General features: G+C 59.2%; 14 protein-coding genes. 8 read left to right on the top strand and 6 right to left on the bottom strand.

Annotated features, from left to right (window positions below; all coding sequences use genetic code 11):
* Window positions 1-57 precede the first annotated feature (57 nt).
* From K5E40_RS18465 to groL, 3 genes are all read left to right on the top strand, one after another.
* Window positions 58-534 carry an FxsA family protein gene (locus tag K5E40_RS18465; protein ID WP_034153496.1) on the top strand — a complete coding sequence of 159 codons (477 nt, stop codon included), beginning with the start codon at window positions 58-60 and terminating at the stop codon, window positions 532-534.
* Between the two features lie 259 nt (window positions 535-793).
* Window positions 794-1,087 (top strand): co-chaperone GroES, encoded by a 294-nt coding sequence (locus K5E40_RS18460; RefSeq protein ID WP_007916610.1) that lies wholly within the window; start codon window positions 794-796, stop codon window positions 1,085-1,087.
* 50 nt (window positions 1,088-1,137) lie between these two features.
* Entirely contained in the window at window positions 1,138-2,784 is a 1,647-nt protein-coding gene (gene groL, locus K5E40_RS18455) for a chaperonin GroEL (protein WP_221732079.1), read from the top strand.
* A 109-nt stretch (window positions 2,785-2,893) separates the two neighbouring features.
* Here groL and K5E40_RS18450 read toward each other — a convergent pair whose 3' ends face one another.
* Window positions 2,894-3,637 (bottom strand): phosphatase PAP2 family protein, encoded by a 744-nt coding sequence (locus K5E40_RS18450; protein WP_221732078.1) that lies wholly within the window; start codon window positions 3,635-3,637, stop codon window positions 2,894-2,896.
* Window positions 3,638-3,855: 218 nt separating this feature from the next.
* On the opposite strand from K5E40_RS18450, the gene colR reads away from it, so the two are divergent.
* The 5 genes from colR to K5E40_RS18425 all read left to right on the top strand — a co-directional run bounded on the left by colR (window position 3,856) and on the right by K5E40_RS18425 (window position 7,584).
* Entirely contained in the window at window positions 3,856-4,539 is a 684-nt protein-coding gene (colR, locus tag K5E40_RS18445; protein WP_221732077.1) for a two-component system response regulator ColR, read from the top strand.
* On the top strand, window positions 4,529-5,803 hold the full coding sequence (locus K5E40_RS18440) for a HAMP domain-containing sensor histidine kinase (protein WP_221732076.1): 1,275 nt from the start codon (window positions 4,529-4,531) through the stop codon (window positions 5,801-5,803). Before colR ends, K5E40_RS18440 begins: the two co-directional genes overlap by 11 nt.
* A gap of 161 nt (window positions 5,804-5,964) precedes the next feature.
* Entirely contained in the window at window positions 5,965-6,633 is a 669-nt protein-coding gene (locus K5E40_RS18435; RefSeq protein ID WP_221732075.1) for a class I SAM-dependent methyltransferase, read from the top strand.
* A 4-nt stretch (window positions 6,634-6,637) separates the two neighbouring features.
* Window positions 6,638-7,354, top strand: a complete 717-nt coding sequence (locus tag K5E40_RS18430; RefSeq protein WP_221732074.1) for a lipopolysaccharide kinase InaA family protein — start codon at window positions 6,638-6,640, stop codon at window positions 7,352-7,354.
* Between the two features lie 2 nt (window positions 7,355-7,356).
* The gene (locus tag K5E40_RS18425; RefSeq protein ID WP_221732073.1) at window positions 7,357-7,584 is read left to right on the top strand and encodes a hypothetical protein; all 228 of its coding nucleotides are present in this window, start codon (window positions 7,357-7,359) and stop codon (window positions 7,582-7,584) included.
* Between the two features lie 84 nt (window positions 7,585-7,668).
* Here the strand turns inward: K5E40_RS18425 and K5E40_RS18420 are convergent, their stop codons facing one another.
* The 5 genes from K5E40_RS18420 to K5E40_RS18400 form a co-directional block, all read right to left on the bottom strand.
* Window positions 7,669-10,704, bottom strand: a complete 3,036-nt coding sequence (locus tag K5E40_RS18420; protein WP_221732072.1) for a multidrug efflux RND transporter permease subunit — start codon at window positions 10,702-10,704, stop codon at window positions 7,669-7,671.
* Window positions 10,705-10,717: 13 nt separating this feature from the next.
* Window positions 10,718-11,866 carry an efflux RND transporter periplasmic adaptor subunit gene (locus K5E40_RS18415; protein ID WP_221732071.1) on the bottom strand — a complete coding sequence of 383 codons (1,149 nt, stop codon included), beginning with the start codon at window positions 11,864-11,866 and terminating at the stop codon, window positions 10,718-10,720.
* A 101-nt stretch (window positions 11,867-11,967) separates the two neighbouring features.
* Entirely contained in the window at window positions 11,968-13,068 is a 1,101-nt protein-coding gene (locus K5E40_RS18410; protein WP_221732070.1) for a DUF1513 domain-containing protein, read from the bottom strand.
* 14 nt (window positions 13,069-13,082) lie between these two features.
* The gene (locus K5E40_RS18405; RefSeq protein ID WP_221732069.1) at window positions 13,083-14,147 is read right to left on the bottom strand and encodes an imelysin family protein; all 1,065 of its coding nucleotides are present in this window, start codon (window positions 14,145-14,147) and stop codon (window positions 13,083-13,085) included.
* Between the two features lie 26 nt (window positions 14,148-14,173).
* A complete protein-coding gene (locus K5E40_RS18400; protein WP_221732068.1) occupies window positions 14,174-15,601 on the bottom strand; it encodes a di-heme oxidoredictase family protein in 1,428 nt (475 codons plus the stop codon).
* Window positions 15,602-15,705: the final 104 nt, after the last annotated feature.

The following is a 15,705-nucleotide window of genomic DNA, read 5'->3' as shown; positions in this document are numbered from 1 at the left end:
AAGGGCGACGTCATCTAGGGCTTACTGCAAGGCATTTCTTGCGTTGAGGAATTTTTGATGCGCCCTTTTTTGTTGCTCTTTCTGCTGTTTCCGGTGCTGGAGCTATTCGTATTCGTCAAAGTGGCAGGCGCCATCGGGTTCTTCCCGGCCCTGCTGCTGATCATTCTCGGCTCGATGTTCGGCGTGTTCGTGCTGCGCGTCGCCGGTCTGGCAACGGCGCTGCGTGCCCGTGAAAGCCTGAACCGCGGCGAACTGCCTGCGCAAACCATGCTGGAAGGCTTGATGCTGGCCCTGGCCGGCGGCCTGCTGATCCTGCCGGGTTTCATCAGCGACGTGGTCGGTCTGGTGATGCTGTTGCCGTTCACTCGTCGCCTGCTGGCCAACAAGATGCGCCAGCGTGCTGAAGAACAAGCCATGCGCCAGCGTGCGTTCGCCGATGACCTGCAACCTCGTGGTGGTCCTGCACCGCGACAGCCTCTGGGCCGCGAGGGCGATGTGATCGAAGGTGAGTTCGAGCATCGCGACTCCAAGTAGCGCTTGTATCGACACGGCACCTTCGGGTGCCGTGCTCGTTTACGGGCTGCTTTTGTGAAGAACATCAGTAAAATTTTTTAGCGGCGCCCTTGTAATAAGCTTATGCGCCCTTATGTATCGGTCACCGAAAGGTTTCCGATATTTGAGTCGGACAGACTTGCGCGGCTCGCTCGACGAACCGCAACCGGCGCAGGCCGGATTTGTTAAACCCGCCGGGACTACACCGGCCGATGAAAACCACAATTAGGAGAGATCGACAATGAAGCTTCGTCCTCTGCATGACCGCGTCGTTATCCGTCGTAGCGAAGAAGAAAAGAAAACCGCTGGCGGTATCGTCCTGCCAGGTTCGGCTGCTGAAAAAGCCAACCACGGTGTGATTCTCGCTGTAGGCCCGGGCAAAGCTCTGGAAAACGGCGAAGTGCGCGCACTTTCCGTGAAGGAAGGCGACAAGGTTGTGTTCGGTCCTTACTCCGGCAGCAACACTGTGAAAGTCGACGGCGAAGACCTGTTGGTAATGAGCGAGAACGAAATCCTCGCTGTTATCGAAGGCTGATACCTCCGTTCATTTTCCCGCTACTACAAAGTATTTAAGGAATATCGATCATGGCTGCTAAAGAAGTTAAATTCGGCGATTCCGCCCGCAAGAAAATGCTGGTTGGCGTTAACATCCTGGCTGACGCAGTAAAAGCGACCCTGGGCCCGAAAGGCCGTAACGTGATCATCGAGAAGAGCTTCGGCGCTCCGACCATCACCAAGGACGGCGTTTCCGTCGCCAAAGAAATCGAACTCGAAGACCGTTTCGAAAACATGGGCGCGCAGCTGGTCAAAGACGTTGCCTCCCGTGCTAACGATGACGCAGGTGACGGTACTACCACCGCGACCGTTCTGGCTCAGTCGATCGTCAACGAAGGCCTGAAAGCCGTCGCTGCCGGCATGAACCCGATGGACCTCAAGCGCGGTATCGACAAGGCGACCATCGCCATTGTCAAAGAGCTGAAAAACCTGTCCAAGCCATGCGCTGACACCAAGGCAATTGCTCAGGTAGGCACCATCTCCGCCAACTCCGACACCTCCATCGGCGACATCATTGCCGAAGCCATGGAAAAAGTCGGTAAAGAAGGCGTGATCACCGTTGAAGAAGGCACTGGCCTGGAAAACGAACTGTCGGTTGTAGAGGGCATGCAGTTCGACCGCGGCTACCTGTCGCCGTACTTCGTCAACAAGCCGGAAACCATGGTTGCCGAACTGGACAACCCATTGGTTCTGCTGGTCGACAAAAAGATCTCGAACATCCGCGAAATGCTGCCAGTGCTGGAAGCCGTTGCCAAAGCGGGCCGTCCACTGCTGATCGTATCCGAAGACGTTGAAGGCGAAGCCTTGGCGACTCTGGTTGTGAACAACATGCGTGGCATCGTTAAAGTCGCAGCCGTCAAGGCTCCAGGCTTCGGCGATCGTCGCAAGGCCATGCTGCAGGACATCGCTGTTCTGACCGGCGGTACCGTTATCTCCGAAGAGATCGGCCTGAGCCTGGAAGCCGCTACCCTGGAAAACCTGGGCAGCGCCAAGCGCGTGACCATCTCCAAGGAAACCACCATCATCGTTGATGGTGCTGGCGTAGCGGGCGACATCGAAGCCCGCATCGCTCAGATCCGTGCTCAGGTTGCCGAAACTTCCTCGGACTACGACCGTGAAAAACTGCAAGAGCGTCTGGCCAAACTGTCCGGCGGCGTTGCAGTGATCAAGGTTGGCGCTGGTTCCGAAGTCGAAATGAAAGAGAAGAAAGCCCGCGTTGAAGACGCCCTGCACGCAACCCGCGCAGCCGTTGAAGAAGGCGTGGTACCTGGCGGTGGCGTAGCGCTGATCCGTGCTCTGGAAGCCTTGGTCGACCTGAAAGGCGACAACGCTGACCAGAACGTCGGTATCGCTGTATTGCGTCGCGCCGTTGAGTCTCCACTGCGCCAGATCGCTTCCAACAGCGGCGACGAGCCAAGTGTGGTGGTCAACGAAGTCAAGAACGGTAAAGGTAACTACGGTTACAACGCTGCAACGAGCGAATACGGCGACATGGTCGAAATGGGCATCCTGGACCCAACCAAGGTTACCCGTTCGGCATTGCAGGCAGCTGCGTCGATTGCGGGTCTGCTGCTGACCACCGAAGTCGGGATCGCTGAGAAGCCGAAGGCAGAAGGCTCGGCTGGCGGCGGTATGCCAGACATGGGCGGTATGGGTGGCATGGGCGGCATGATGTAAGCCAGCCTTACCCCCTGTAACGAAAAACCCCGCCTGCGATGAGCAGGCGGGGTTTTTTATTGCCCGCAATTCAGGTCCACACCACCCCTCTGTGGGGGGGGGCTGTGTTTCAGGTGCCGACGGGTTGTGCTTTCGCTGCCGCTTCAGCCTTGAGCGCCGGGCGATACAGCACCCAGTAATACGACCCCAGACAAATCAGCCAGCAGAAAATCGCTGTCCACACGTTGTGCGAAAAGAAGTGCGCGCCCTGCATCATCCGGCTGACCGAAAATACTGAACCCAGCGTAAAGGCAAAGATGAACGCTTGTCTGGCCAGGCGCGGACGTCGATCACGCAGCACGAAGAACAGCGCAAACAAGGTGAACCCCGTCGCCGCATGACCCCCAGGCCAGCAACGGCCCGGTTTGTTGGTTGGCGGACGATGATCAAGTAACTTGCTGTAGGTTTCATGGCCGCCGAATTGCTCCAGGCTCCATGGGCATTGCACGGCAGTGACGGCTTTGACCGGCGTCACGAACGAAGTGGCCAGCCCGAGGGACAGCACCAGACAGCCCAATTCCCGCTTGAACGGCTTGAGCCGTGCGATGAAGAACGACCCGATGAAGCCGAGAATGGCAAACACCGAGAACGCGATCACCACCTGCTTGGCTCGATCATGAAGGATGTCTTCAAGGAAAAAACTGTGTCGGCCGATGAAGTCGCCAGCGACCGGATCGTAGAACAGCCTGGCCAGGTCCATGTCCAGATCGGTCAGTTCGAGCAGCAGCAGAATAATTGCCGCGAAGGTGGGTATACCCAGGCACAACCAGAAATTCAGAGGCCGTGAAGCGGGGCGGGCAGAGGTCGACACCATGGTAATTCCCTGGTCGGTTAGTGTGTTCGATGAGCGCAACCGCGCGGAGTCTGCACCCGCTGGCGTCGGCGATTTGTTAACCGAAAGTGAAAAAAACGTTGGCTGGCATAATCAGCATCCTTGTCGGTAAACAATCCGACGCATGCCTAGCCCTGAGCCGCACTTGGCCGTAAGCTGCGCGGGCCATCACGGCTGTTACTGTGTACGAAGAGGTGCCCATGCGAATTCTATTGGTCGAAGACAACCGCGATATCCTGGCCAATCTGGCCGATTACCTGGGGCTCAAGGGTTATACCGTCGATTGCGCCCAGGACGGTCTGTCGGGCCTGCATCTGGCGGCCACCGAGCATTATGACCTGATCGTGCTCGACATCATGCTGCCCGGCATCGACGGCTACACCCTGTGCAAACGCCTTCGCGAAGATGCCCGTCGGGACACGCCGGTGATCATGCTGACCGCCCGGGATCAACTGGACGATCGTCTTCAGGGCTTCAAGTCGGGGGCTGACGATTACCTGGTCAAGCCATTTGCCTTGTCTGAGCTCGCTGCACGGATCGAGGCGGTGATGCGCCGTGCCCAGGGCGGCGGACGCCGTGCCCTGCAAGTCGGTGACTTGAGTTATGACCTCGACACCCTGGAAGTGACCCGTGAAGGCAAACTGCTGAAGCTCAACCCGGTCGGCCTCAAGCTGCTGGCGGTGTTGATGCAGAAGAGCCCGCATGTGCTGCGCCGTGAAGTCCTCGAGGAGGCGCTGTGGGGCGATGACTGTCCGGACAGCGACAGCCTGCGCAGTCACGTTCACCAATTGCGTCAGGTGATCGACAAGCCGTTTGCCAAGCCACTGCTGCATACCGTGCACGGCGTGGGTTACCGTTTGGCCGAGGGGCGTGATGGAGTTTAAGCAAAGCCTTTCACAGCGCATCATCATTGCCTTTGCGTTGATGAGCGCACTGGTGGCCGGTGCTTTCGCCATGGGCATTGTCGCCACGGTGCATCTGGTGGAGGAAAAACTGATTTCGGCAGGGCTGGGCGGCGATCTGCAGCGCCTGTTGCTGATGGACAGTGTTTCCGACTGGAGCCATCGCCCGGAACCGGATCAATTGTTCTACTTCAGTGGCGGCCCCGGCGATTTCGAGCTGCCCAAGGACTTGCGTCACCTCGATTCCGGATTCCACGAAGTGTTCCGCGAGCAGCTTTCGTATCATGCAATGGTCGAGGTCGTCGATGGGCGGCGGTATGTGCTGCTGCAGGATCAAAGCGATTTCGAAGAGCGCGAGCGCGTGCTGTTTGCCGTGGTGCTGGTGGGTTTCGTGCTCAGCCTGGCATTGGCGGTTTTCCTCGGTTGGGTGCTCGCGCGCAAAGTGATGGCTCCGGTGGTTCGGCTGGCGCGTCAGGTTCGTCATCGCGACCAATTGCTCGGACTGGCACCACCGCTGGCGCCGGACTACGCGGCTGATGAAGTCGGCGAACTAGCGGTGGCGTTCGATGCCACGCTGGGGCGTTTGCGACAGGCATTGACCCGCGAGCGGCTGTTCACCAGCGATGTCAGCCACGAATTGCGTACACCGCTGATGGTGCTGGCGAGTTCCTGCGAACTGCTGCTGGAAAACCCGGCAATCGACACGCGCGGTCGTGCACAGGTCGAGCGTATTGCGCGGGCCAGTGAGGAAATGCGCGAACTGGTGCAGACCTTCCTGATGCTCGCCCGCGCCCAACGCGAAGACGCGGGGGTGGCGCCGCAACAAAACCTCAGTCAGGTCGCTGGCAGTCTGCTTTGCGTATGGCGCGAATCGATCGAAAGCAAAGGTTTGACGTTGCAGTTCGAGCCCGGTAATCCACCCGCCACCTGCTACAACGCAACGCTGTTGACGGCGGTGATGGGTAACCTGTTGCGTAACGCTTGCCATTACACCGAGCAGGGTTTCATTCGCCTGACGCTCAATGCCAACGGGTTTGTCGTCGAGGATTCCGGTGTGGGTATTCCCGAGGAAAAACGCGAGGCGATGTTCGAGCCGTTTGTGCGCGGCGGTGAAAAGCGCGGTGAAGGCCTGGGGCTTGGATTGTCGCTGGTGCAGCGCATTTGCGAGAACCAGGGCTGGAGTGTCAGCTTGAGTACGATGCAACCCAATGGCTGTCGCTTCGAAGTTGATCTAGGCAAAATCTGACGCAAATAGTGGCTCGATGATACTCCCGCCAACCTGTCTGAATCCTGTATAACGCTGCAATACTTTGTCGGTTGGCCTTACGAAATTTTCACAGCTGGATGACCTGACGCTGACACACCTCGCCTTAAGGTGGTGACATCAGTAATTCAGGAGTTCTGGTGATGGCCGGCCCGATCAAGCTCGATTTTTCCGAAAAGTACGATGATCAACATGCGCAGAAATACCTGCGCAAGCATAAAGACAGCCTTGGCCGTCGGCTCTCCCACTGGCGTGACGAACAGTTGGCTCGCAAAGCGCTGGCGCTGGCCGGTGAGCCGGGGCTGGTGCTGGATCTGCCTTGCGGTGCGGGGCGTTTCTGGCCATTGCTGGGTGAAAAAGCCAATCGCGTGATCATAGGGGCGGACAATTCCGAATCGATGATCCAGACGGCCATGCAGGCGCAACCCGCCGATGTGGTGAAACGGGTACAACCCTTGCACACTTCTGCGTTCGACATCGCCTTGCCTGATAACGCCGTCGACAGCATTTTCTGTATGCGCCTGCTCCATCACATCGGAGACGCCGAGCATCGTCGGGCCATTCTGCGTGAATTCGAGCGCGTCACCCGTGACAGCGTGATCATTTCATTGTGGGTCGATGGCAATTTCAAGGCCTGGAAACGCCAGCGCGCCGAGAAGAAACGTGCCAGTCGCGATTATCAGAATCGCTTTGTGTTACCGGCTGCTACGGTCGAAAAAGAATTTGAAGAGGCGGGTTTCCGCATTCAGGAACAACTGGACTTTATTCCGCTCTATGCGATGTGGCGGGTTTACGTATTACGCAAGAGGTAACAGGATGGCAGTGCAATTTGCAGCAGAAACGGAAGTCGCTCCGCAGGACCGCTTCGACTACTACTGGGCTCAGCGCGGTGAATGGGTGGAAGAGCCCAACGTGCGCCGTGGTGGCGAAAGTGGTGTGCAACGGATCGTGGGCAAGGACGGCCAATTGCTGTACGCCAAACGCCAGACCGGACACATTTATCGCAGTTGGTTGCACCCGTTTGGGCGTCCGACTGTCTTGCGCGAGCTTGATGCACTGACCGGCGTCAGCAAACTGGGTGTGCGAGTACCGCAAATCGTTTTCTGTGGTGCCCAGCCTGATCCGCAGCACAAGTGGCGAGCACTGCTGGTGACCAAGTCTCTGGATGGTTTCCAGGAACTGGAACATTGGCTGGCGGCAGCCGGTGGGCGCGATCAGTGTGGCGATGTGATCTATGAGCGTGTGCTCAAGGATCTCGCCGAAAACCTGGCGCGCATGCACAAGGGCCGCTGGCAGCACAGCTGCATTTACATCAAACATGTGTTTGTGCGAGTGACCGGCGAAGGCGAACCCGCCAAGGTCGAAGTGGCCTTGATCGACCTGGAGAAATGCCGCCAGCGTCTGACTGCCTATCGCGCCGCCTCTCACGACATGAAGCAATTGCGTCGCCATTCGTCGTTCCGGGATACGGACTGGAAAAAACTCGTCTACTTTTATGAGACGGCGTTTGGCAGCGCTATCAAAGGTTTATAGCGATGAAACTCGAAATTGCACGAGGTTTGTTTTTGGTTGGAGCCTTGGCAGTTGCATCACTCGCGGTGGCTGCCTGGGAGCAGCCACGCATGCAGGTTATCGGTGCATCCCTAGCGGATGCCCATTGCGTGGTGCCACGGGCGGCTAAAGCCTCCGTGGCGACCGAACCCGATCATGATTTGCTGTTGTTCATGTTCGGACTTTCTCAAGGGATGAGGCCACAGAGTTGAACCGATTGAAGCCCAAGTAAAAGGCCTCGCCGTTGCGAGGCCTTTTTTATTGTGCAGATTTCGGGAATTGCTCCCACAGGGGGGTTATGCGGTTTTCTTTGGATCCGGCTTGGCCAGCAAGGTGTAAACGCAGGGCAGGACGAACAAGGTAAACAACGTCCCGATCGACATCCCTGTCGCAATCACCATCCCGATATCAAACCGGCTGACCGCCCCGGCACCTGTTGCCAGAATCAGTGGCACCATGCCGAAGACCATCGCGGCGGTGGTCATCAACACCGGCCGTAAGCGAATCGCCGCCGCTTCCTCCACCGCCTCACGCACCGACAGGCCCTTATCCTTACGCAACTGGTTAGCGAACTCGACGATCAGGATCCCGTGCTTGCTGATCAACCCGATCAGCGTCACCAGGCCCACTTGGGTGTAGATGTTCATGCTCGACCAGCCAAGGAATAACGGGATCAGCGCCCCGCAGATCGACAACGGCACCGTCACCAGAATCACCAGCGGATCGCGGAAGCTCTCGAACTGCGCCGCCAGCACCAGAAAGATGATCGCCAGCGCCAATGCGAACGTCACCCACAATGCGCTGCCTTCCTGGACGAACTGGCGCGACGCGCCGCCATAGTCGAAGGCAAAACCGGCCGGTGCTTCTTCCCGGGCGATCTGCAAGACAGTGTCGATGGCTTCACCCATGCTCACCAATGGGAACCCGGACAGCTTCGCGGCGTTGAGTTGCTGGAATTGGTTCAGTTGTCGCGGGCGCGCCCGGTCAGTCACGGTGATCAACGTTGACAGCGGCAACAACTCGCCCTGGGTGTTTTTCACGTAATAGTTGTTCAGCCAGCCCGGATTGTCGCGGTAAGCCCGTTCAACCTGAGCGATGACCTTGTAGCTGCGTCCTTCAATGGTGAAACGGTTGATTTCAGCCTCACCGAGCAGGGTGGCCAGCGTGCCCCCCAGATCCTGCATCGAAACGCCCATCTGCGCCGCTTTGGCACGGTCGATGTCGACCACCACCTCTGGTTTGTCGAATGCCAGATCGAGGTCGACGAACGCAAATTTGCCCGATTCCATGGCGCGTTTCTTGATCCGGTCAGCCACTTGCAACAACTGCTCGTAGTCGTTGGCGGTATTGATCACGAAATCAAACGGTAAGCCTTCACCGGTGCCGGGCAGAGAGGGCAGATTGAAGCCGAAAATCTGCACGCCTGGGATGTTTTGAAGCTTGCCCTGAACCTCGGGAAGTATTTGCATCTGTGTGCGACTGCGTTCGTTCCACGGTTTGAGCAGGAAACCACCGATGCCGGACTGCACGCCGTTGTAGCCGTTGATCTGGAACGAGGAGTAGTACTCCGGGAATTGCTTGAAGATCTTGATGAATTCGTCGGTGTAGGTGTTCAGGTAATTGAGGTTGGTCGGCTGCGGGGCGTTGGCAATCATGAAAATGATGCCCTGATCCTCGTCCGGTGCCAGTTCCGATTTGGTGAACTTGAGGAACACCGGAATCAGGCACAGCACGATCACCGCAAAGACCAATACCACCGGCCGCGTATTGAGCGTGCCGTGCAACAGGCTTTGGTAGCGGCGCTTGAGGCCGTCAAAGATGCGGTCGAGGCGATGGGCCAGGCCACTGGGGTTCTCATCGTGACGCAGTAAAAAGGCGCACATCATTGGCGACAGCGTCAGGGCAACGACGCCGGAAATCACCACGGCGCCGGCCAGGGTCAAGGCAAACTCCTTGAACAACGCCCCGGTCAGCCCGGTGAGGAAACCGATCGGCGCGTACACCGCCGCCAGGGTGATGGTCATCGACACCACCGGCATGGCGATTTCCCGTGCGCCTTCCAAGGCGGCATCAAACGGCGTCTTGCCTTCCTCGATATGCCGGTGGATGTTTTCCACCACCACGATCGCATCGTCGACCACCAACCCGATCGCCAGCACCATCGCCAGCAAGGTCAGCAGGTTGATCGAATAGCCCATCATTTGCATGAAGAACATCACGCCGATCATCGACAGCGGAATGGTCACAACCGGGATCACCACCGAACGCAGCGCGCCGAGGAACAGGAACACGACGACGATCACGATCAGCACCGCTTCGAACAGGGTTTTCACCACTTCGTCGATGGAGGCCTGAATGAACAGGGTGGCGTCGTAGGCAATTTCGCTTTTGAGGTTCGGCGGTAGCTGGGCTTCGAGCTGCGGCATGATCTTGCGCACTTCCTTGATCACGTCCAGCGGGTTGGCGCCGGGCGTGGCCTTGATGCCGATATACACCGACGGAGTGCCGCCGAAGGAGCTGATGGAGTTGTAGTTCTCCGCGCCCATTTCGACCCGCGCCACATCACTGAGCAATACGCGGCTGTCGCCACTGACCTTGAGCGGAATCGCCGCGAACGCTTCGGCGGATTTCAGTTCGGTGTTGGCGTTGATGCTGGTGACCACGTACTCGCCTTTCACTTCGCCTGCGGCGGAGAGGAAGTTGTACTGGCGCACCGCGTTGGTGACGTCGCTGGCGCTGAGGCCGAACCCGGCGAGCTTGACCGGGTCGAGCCACAGGCGCATGGCAAACACCTGATTGCCGAGAATCTCGGCTTCGGCCATGCCCGGCAGGGTCGCCAGTTTTGGCTGGATGACCCGTGACAGGTAGTCGGTGATCTGTGGGTTGCTCAAATCCTTACTGAAGAAACTGATGTACATCAGCGCCGAGGCATCGGCGGATTCCTTGCTCAGCACCGGATCTTCGGCATCTTGTGGCAGTTTGTTTTTCACCTCGTTGGCCTTGGCCAACAACTCGGTGAAGAGGCGGTCGCTGTTGGAGCCGATGCGCGCGTAGATCGAGATCACCGAGAAGTTCTGGCGACTGACAGAGGTCATGTAGTCGATACCCTCGGCACTGGCCAGGCTCTGTTGCATCGGCTGGGTGATGTAGCCCTGGATGGTTTCGGCGTTGGCCCCCGGGTAGGCGGTGGTCACCGTGATCAGGGCATTTTCCAATTGCGGGTATTGGCGCAGCGGCAGTTTGCTCCAGGCCTGGAAGCCCAGCAGCACAATCAACAGGCTGACCACGGTGGCGAGCACCGGGCGGCGGATGAACGGATCGGTAAAAGCCATGGGGATTCCTTGATCAGTCGGCGCGGGGCGGACTGTTCTGCTCGCCGAGGGTCTTGTCGTCGCTGATGGCAATGTGTGCGCCGTTGTCCAGTTTGATCTGGCCAGCGGTCACCACTTGTTCGCCTTTCTGCACGCCCTTGTTGATCATCACCAGGCCATCGCGGCGCTCGCCGGTTTCGATGAAGCGGCGCTCGGCAATCAGCACCGGTTGGCCCTTGTCGTCTTTTTCGACGCTGCCGTCCTCGGCTTTCTTCTGCCCGACCACGTACAGCGAGTTGCCGTACAGGGTGTAGGTGATTGCGCTCTCTGGCACCACGACGTGTGTCTGCGGATCCGGTAACAATACGTCGAGGCTGGTGAACATGCCCGGCAGCAATTTGCCGTCAGGGTTGGCCAGGGTGGCGCGTACCAGAATGTTGCGCGTCGTGCTTTCGACAATCGGATTGATTGCGCTGATCTTGCCCGCGAAGTTTTGCTCGGGGTAGGCGGACACCGAGATTTGTACCGGTTGCCCGATGGCCAGTTTCGGCACCGATTGTTCCGGTAAATAGAAGTCGGCGTAGAGGCTGCTCAGATTCTGCAGTGTGGCGATTTTGGTGCCGCTGGCGAGGTAGTCGCCGACATCGACCTGACGAATGCCGATGGTGCCGCTGAACGGCGCGAGGATGCGTTTTTTGGCCAGCGAGGCATTGAGCTGATTGACCGTCGCGCGGTTTTTTTGCAAAACCGCCGAGAGCCGGTCGTATTCGCCTTTGGAGATGGCCCGACTGTCGATCAGTTGGCTGCCGCGACCGAAGTCCAGTTGCGCCAGTCCCAGATCGGCCTTGGCGGTTTCCAGCAGGGCGGTTTCGACAGCGCTGTCGAGTTGCAGCAACGGTTGCCCGGCCTTGACCTTCTGCCCTGATTCGAACTTGAGGTCGGTGACGGTACCGGCGACTTCCAGGCTCAGGTCGACGCCTTGCAGTGCCTTGAGGGTGCCGACGGTGGGTAAACGCATCTGCCACGGGCGTTCCGTGGCAATGGCCACGGCGACGCTGATCGCTGGTTTCGGCTTGGAAAAGCCCTGGACCATCGTGTAGATCGAAAAGGCTTTGTACCCGCCCAGCACCAGGACGACCAGCAAAACAACACCCAACATGATCAGCATGCGGCGACGCAGCATATTTCCAGTTCCTTGGATAAATCAGGTGAGACAGGCGGGCACATTACTCCGAGTACAGGGGGTATTCCAACTGGCAGTTTCTGCAAAGCAATAAAGGCATTTCACGCCATCAAGTGCAGATGGTTGTCCCAGAGCCCTGCCGGCAATTCCAGCGGTTTGGCCAACAGATCATCCTGACGGCAGTCGTAGTAGCGGCAGCGCCCTTGACCGGAGGTCACGACAAAGCCGTCCTTCACCGCACCCACGCCGGCACAATCGGGCAATGGCGCATCAAGGCGCACTTCGCCGCTGTCCAGATCCCAGATGAAGAAGCGATTGCCACGCGGGGCCGTCAAGGCGACCAGACGCAGATCACTGTGCACCGCAACGCTGGCGGTGTAATGCCCCATCGACTGCAACTGGTGCTCTGGCACCGGGAATGCCACGAACGGCTGCCCGGGGCGCTTGATTGCCAGCAGTTCCGAGCGTTCGTGGGACGCGCCCATGAATTGCTGACCGGCGACAATAGTGCCGTCGCTGGCGATGCCCAGATGGCGCACGCTGTTCATTTGCTGGGCGAGGGTTTCCTTGCTCAGCAAGGTGCCGTCGCGCTGCATCAGCACCAGGCTCGGTTCCATGGCGTTGAGATTCATGTCGACGCGGCTTTCGGCTTCGGTACGAATGCCGCCGTTGGCCACCACCAGCGTCTCGCCATCGGGCATCCACGACACCTGATGCGGGCCGAGGCCGTGGGTGGAAATCTCGCCGCTGTGTACCAGCCGTTCGCCCTCGAACCGGTACACCCCGAGCAGGCCACGGCCTGGGTCAGTGGTGTCGTTTTCGGTGGCGTACAGGTACTCGCCGTCCTTGTGAATCACCGCGTGGCCGTAGAAGTGCCGGTTCGGCTGCGACGTCACGGTTTGCAGCAACGTACCGTCGCGCAGGTCGATCAGGTAGCTTTCGGTGCCCGGACGACGGGCGACGAACAACGCAATCGGTAGCGTCGGGTGGTTGATGATGTCGTGGCAACGCAGGCCGACTTCGGTAGCAAACACCCGTGTGCCATCGAGCCGATAGCCGACGGCGTAGTGCTTGCCGTCGGTGTCATCGCGCGCCGAGAGCAACAGCGGGCTCTGATCCTTGCGCTTGAACAGCGTCCAGCCGCCCAGTGTCACTGCTCCCAGCAGCAAACTACCTAAAGTCAGAGCCTGGCGTCGCAGCATGGCACTTGCCCTCATCAGTCACCGTCGTTGGCGTTGAAGCCCAGTTGAATGCCCAGCGCCTTGGCCAGTTCGCCTTCGTGCAGGCGATGGACGACGTTGAGGCTGTCGTAGATGTCGTTCAGTTGCTGACGACCGGCGTCGTCTTCGAGCATTTCGCCGAGCGAGCGCTGGGTGCTGGCGAACAGTTTCAGCGAGGCGGCATAAGCGGCGTCGATCTTGTCCGCCAAAGGCTTCTGATCGCTTGGCAGCAGGCTGCGCAGGCCTTTGTTGTCGACACCTTCCCAAACGGTTTTGGCGGCGGCGAGGCTGGCTTCCAACGCTGTCAGCGACGACTGGCTGCGCCATGCATCGGCCTGGAATGGCTGCGGCACGCCTTTGCTCTGGCGGCCCATTGGGGTGCCGAGCTTTTTCTTCAGGGTGTCGAGTGCGGTGACTTGTACACGCAGCAGATCGGCAATCGCTTCGTGGGAATCGGCGTAGCGCTGGTTCGGGAACTTGGTCATCTGCGCGAGCATGCCGTCGGTGTTGTTCCAGCTCTGCAGAATCTCCTCGGCCAGTTGCTTCTGGCGTTCGCCAATGGCGATCAGCAATGGGCAGTACTTGGCTTTCTGGTCGGCGTTGGCGACGTCAGGCTTGGCGTCGAACAGGATGTACTCGTAAGCCGACAGCCCCTGAACCACCACGCTCGATTTGGCCAATGCGCCAGCATCGATCTGCGGCTGGGCGACGACCAGTTGCTCGACCTGACGGCCGACGAGGTTTTTCTTGTCCGGCCAGAACTGCACTTGCCACGAGCGGTTGCCTTCGGCCAGCGGGCCGATCAGCAGCGGTTGCAGTTCGGCCCAGGCTTTTTGCGCGTGCAGGAAGTCGGCGCGAGCGGTTTCCAGCGTCTCTTTGCCCTGGCAGTAGGCGAGGGCGCTGACCGCCAGTTGCTTGTCGGCTTCGACCCAGCGGGTGTACGTCGGCAGAATCACCGATTTGGCGATAGCGGCCGAAGTGACGGCTTGCGGATCCTGCGGCGAGCAAGCGCCGAGGGCGAGCGCGGCAAGGCTGGTGAACAGTAGCTTGGGACGGAACATGTCGGGCTCCCGATTCTTTTAAGTGTTTAAAGTGAATTCAGAAACGCCAGCAACGCGGTGCGCTGCTCGGCATTGAAAGACAAAACCTGTTGCTGCGCCGCTTGCGCTTCGCCACCGTGCCAAAGCACGGCTTCAAGCAGATTGCGTGCGCGGCCGTCATGCAAAAACTGCGTGTGGCCACTGACCGCTTGCGTCAGTCCGATGCCCCACAACGGCGGCGTGCGCCAGTCGCGGCCGGAAGCCTGGAATTCAGTGCGGTTGTCAGCCAGACCGTCGCCCATGTCATGCAGCAGCAGATCGCTGTACGGGCGAATCACTTGATTGGCCAGTTCAGGTTCGGCGGCGTTGGCGGCGGTGGTGTATTTCGGTGTGTGACACGACTGGCAGCCGGCCTGGTAAAACAGGTTCTTGCCGGCCAGTACTTGGGTGTCGCTGACGCCACGGCGCGCGGGGACGGCGAGGTTGCGGCTATAGAACAGCACCAGCCGCAGGATGTTGTCGCTGACTTCCGGCTCACCGTCCGGGCCATTGCCGTTCGGCGCCTGTTTGCAGGCGGTTTGCGCTTCGGTGCAGTCATCGAACGGTCGCATGCTGGTCGTGAGGCCCATATCCCCGGCAAACGCATGAACATTTTGTTGGTTGAGGGTCGGTTGCCCGGCTTTCCAGCCAAATCGACCGATCACGGTTTTCTGCAGGACGTCATCCCAGACCTGGTTCGGTCGGCCGTTGATGCCGTTCTTCTCTTTGGCCTGAGCGGTGGCATTGGCGAGAATCGCTTCTTCGGGGATCGCTTCGAGCAGGCCGAGGCCGATCATGGGGGGAGCGATGCGTGCGGAGAAACGCGTGTCCGGGTGCATCGGCCCGTAACCGAGTTGAGTGATTCGCAGCTCCGGTTTACGCAGTTCGACTTCGGTGCCGTCCTTGAAGCGCACCGGCACCGGTGTGTACTCGACGCGAACCTTGCCTTCCGGAACCATCCCAGGCACGGCCATGTCCTGGAGCTGGCCGCCGTAGACCGGCTCCGGCACCACGCCGACCTGCTCGATGACTTTGGCCAGTTCCGGGGTGTTGGGGATCGACAGTCTTACCAGCATCGACACTGCATTGTTTGCCTGCGGTGTCGGTGGATGACCGCGACCGTCCTTGATGTGGCAGTTCTGGCAGGCGTTGGTGTTGAACAACGGGCCGAGGCCGTCACGAGCGGTGGTGGTCGATGGGGCGATCACCCAGGGGCTGCGGAAGAAGCTGTTGCCGACGCTGAAATCCACCCTGCGCGATGGCGGCAGGTTGGCCGAGGGCAGGGAAAACGCGTTCTGATCGGTCTTGCGCACGGTCGCCGCACCGCCTGAGCGTGCTTCACCGGGCTCGGCTTTGGTGAAGCGCGGGGCGTCATCGCAGGCACTCAGGCCCAAGGCCAGAAACAGTGCGGACAAACGAAGAGGCAGCGAGGGCATAGACATCCTGCGGACGGGCAAAAACAAAGGCGCAAAGTCTAACAGGGCGCAGGAGTTTGAATAAGAGGAATTATCGTTTACTTGATGTGAGGCAGTGATTTAGA

It is taken from the genome of Pseudomonas baetica (assembly GCF_019733355.1).
Classification (GTDB): Bacteria; Pseudomonadota; Gammaproteobacteria; order Pseudomonadales; family Pseudomonadaceae; genus Aquipseudomonas; species Aquipseudomonas baetica_A.
This window is presented reverse-complemented; position numbering and strand designations above follow the sequence as displayed.

Bases quoted from the DNA above. Each gene is read 5' to 3' on its own strand.
- K5E40_RS18450 (WP_221732078.1), bottom strand. From the start codon at position 3,637: ATGGTGTCGACCTCTGCCCGCCCCGCTTCACGGCCTCTGAATTTCTGG.
- colR (WP_221732077.1), top strand. From the start codon at position 3,856: ATGCGAATTCTATTGGTCGAAGACAACCGCGATATCCTGGCCAATCTG.
- K5E40_RS18400 (WP_221732068.1), bottom strand. From the start codon at position 15,601: ATGCCCTCGCTGCCTCTTCGTTTGTCCGCACTGTTTCTGGCCTTGGGC.
- K5E40_RS18435 (WP_221732075.1), top strand. From the start codon at position 5,965: ATGGCCGGCCCGATCAAGCTCGATTTTTCCGAAAAGTACGATGATCAA.
- K5E40_RS18460 (WP_007916610.1), top strand. From the start codon at position 794: ATGAAGCTTCGTCCTCTGCATGACCGCGTCGTTATCCGTCGTAGCGAA.
- groL (WP_221732079.1), top strand. From the start codon at position 1,138: ATGGCTGCTAAAGAAGTTAAATTCGGCGATTCCGCCCGCAAGAAAATG.
- K5E40_RS18410 (WP_221732070.1), bottom strand. From the start codon at position 13,068: ATGCTGCGACGCCAGGCTCTGACTTTAGGTAGTTTGCTGCTGGGAGCA.
- K5E40_RS18440 (WP_221732076.1), top strand. From the start codon at position 4,529: ATGGAGTTTAAGCAAAGCCTTTCACAGCGCATCATCATTGCCTTTGCG.
- K5E40_RS18415 (WP_221732071.1), bottom strand. From the start codon at position 11,866: ATGCTGCGTCGCCGCATGCTGATCATGTTGGGTGTTGTTTTGCTGGTC.
- K5E40_RS18430 (WP_221732074.1), top strand. From the start codon at position 6,638: ATGGCAGTGCAATTTGCAGCAGAAACGGAAGTCGCTCCGCAGGACCGC.
- K5E40_RS18420 (WP_221732072.1), bottom strand. From the start codon at position 10,704: ATGGCTTTTACCGATCCGTTCATCCGCCGCCCGGTGCTCGCCACCGTG.
- K5E40_RS18425 (WP_221732073.1), top strand. From the start codon at position 7,357: ATGAAACTCGAAATTGCACGAGGTTTGTTTTTGGTTGGAGCCTTGGCA.
- K5E40_RS18465 (WP_034153496.1), top strand. From the start codon at position 58: ATGCGCCCTTTTTTGTTGCTCTTTCTGCTGTTTCCGGTGCTGGAGCTA.
- K5E40_RS18405 (WP_221732069.1), bottom strand. From the start codon at position 14,147: ATGTTCCGTCCCAAGCTACTGTTCACCAGCCTTGCCGCGCTCGCCCTC.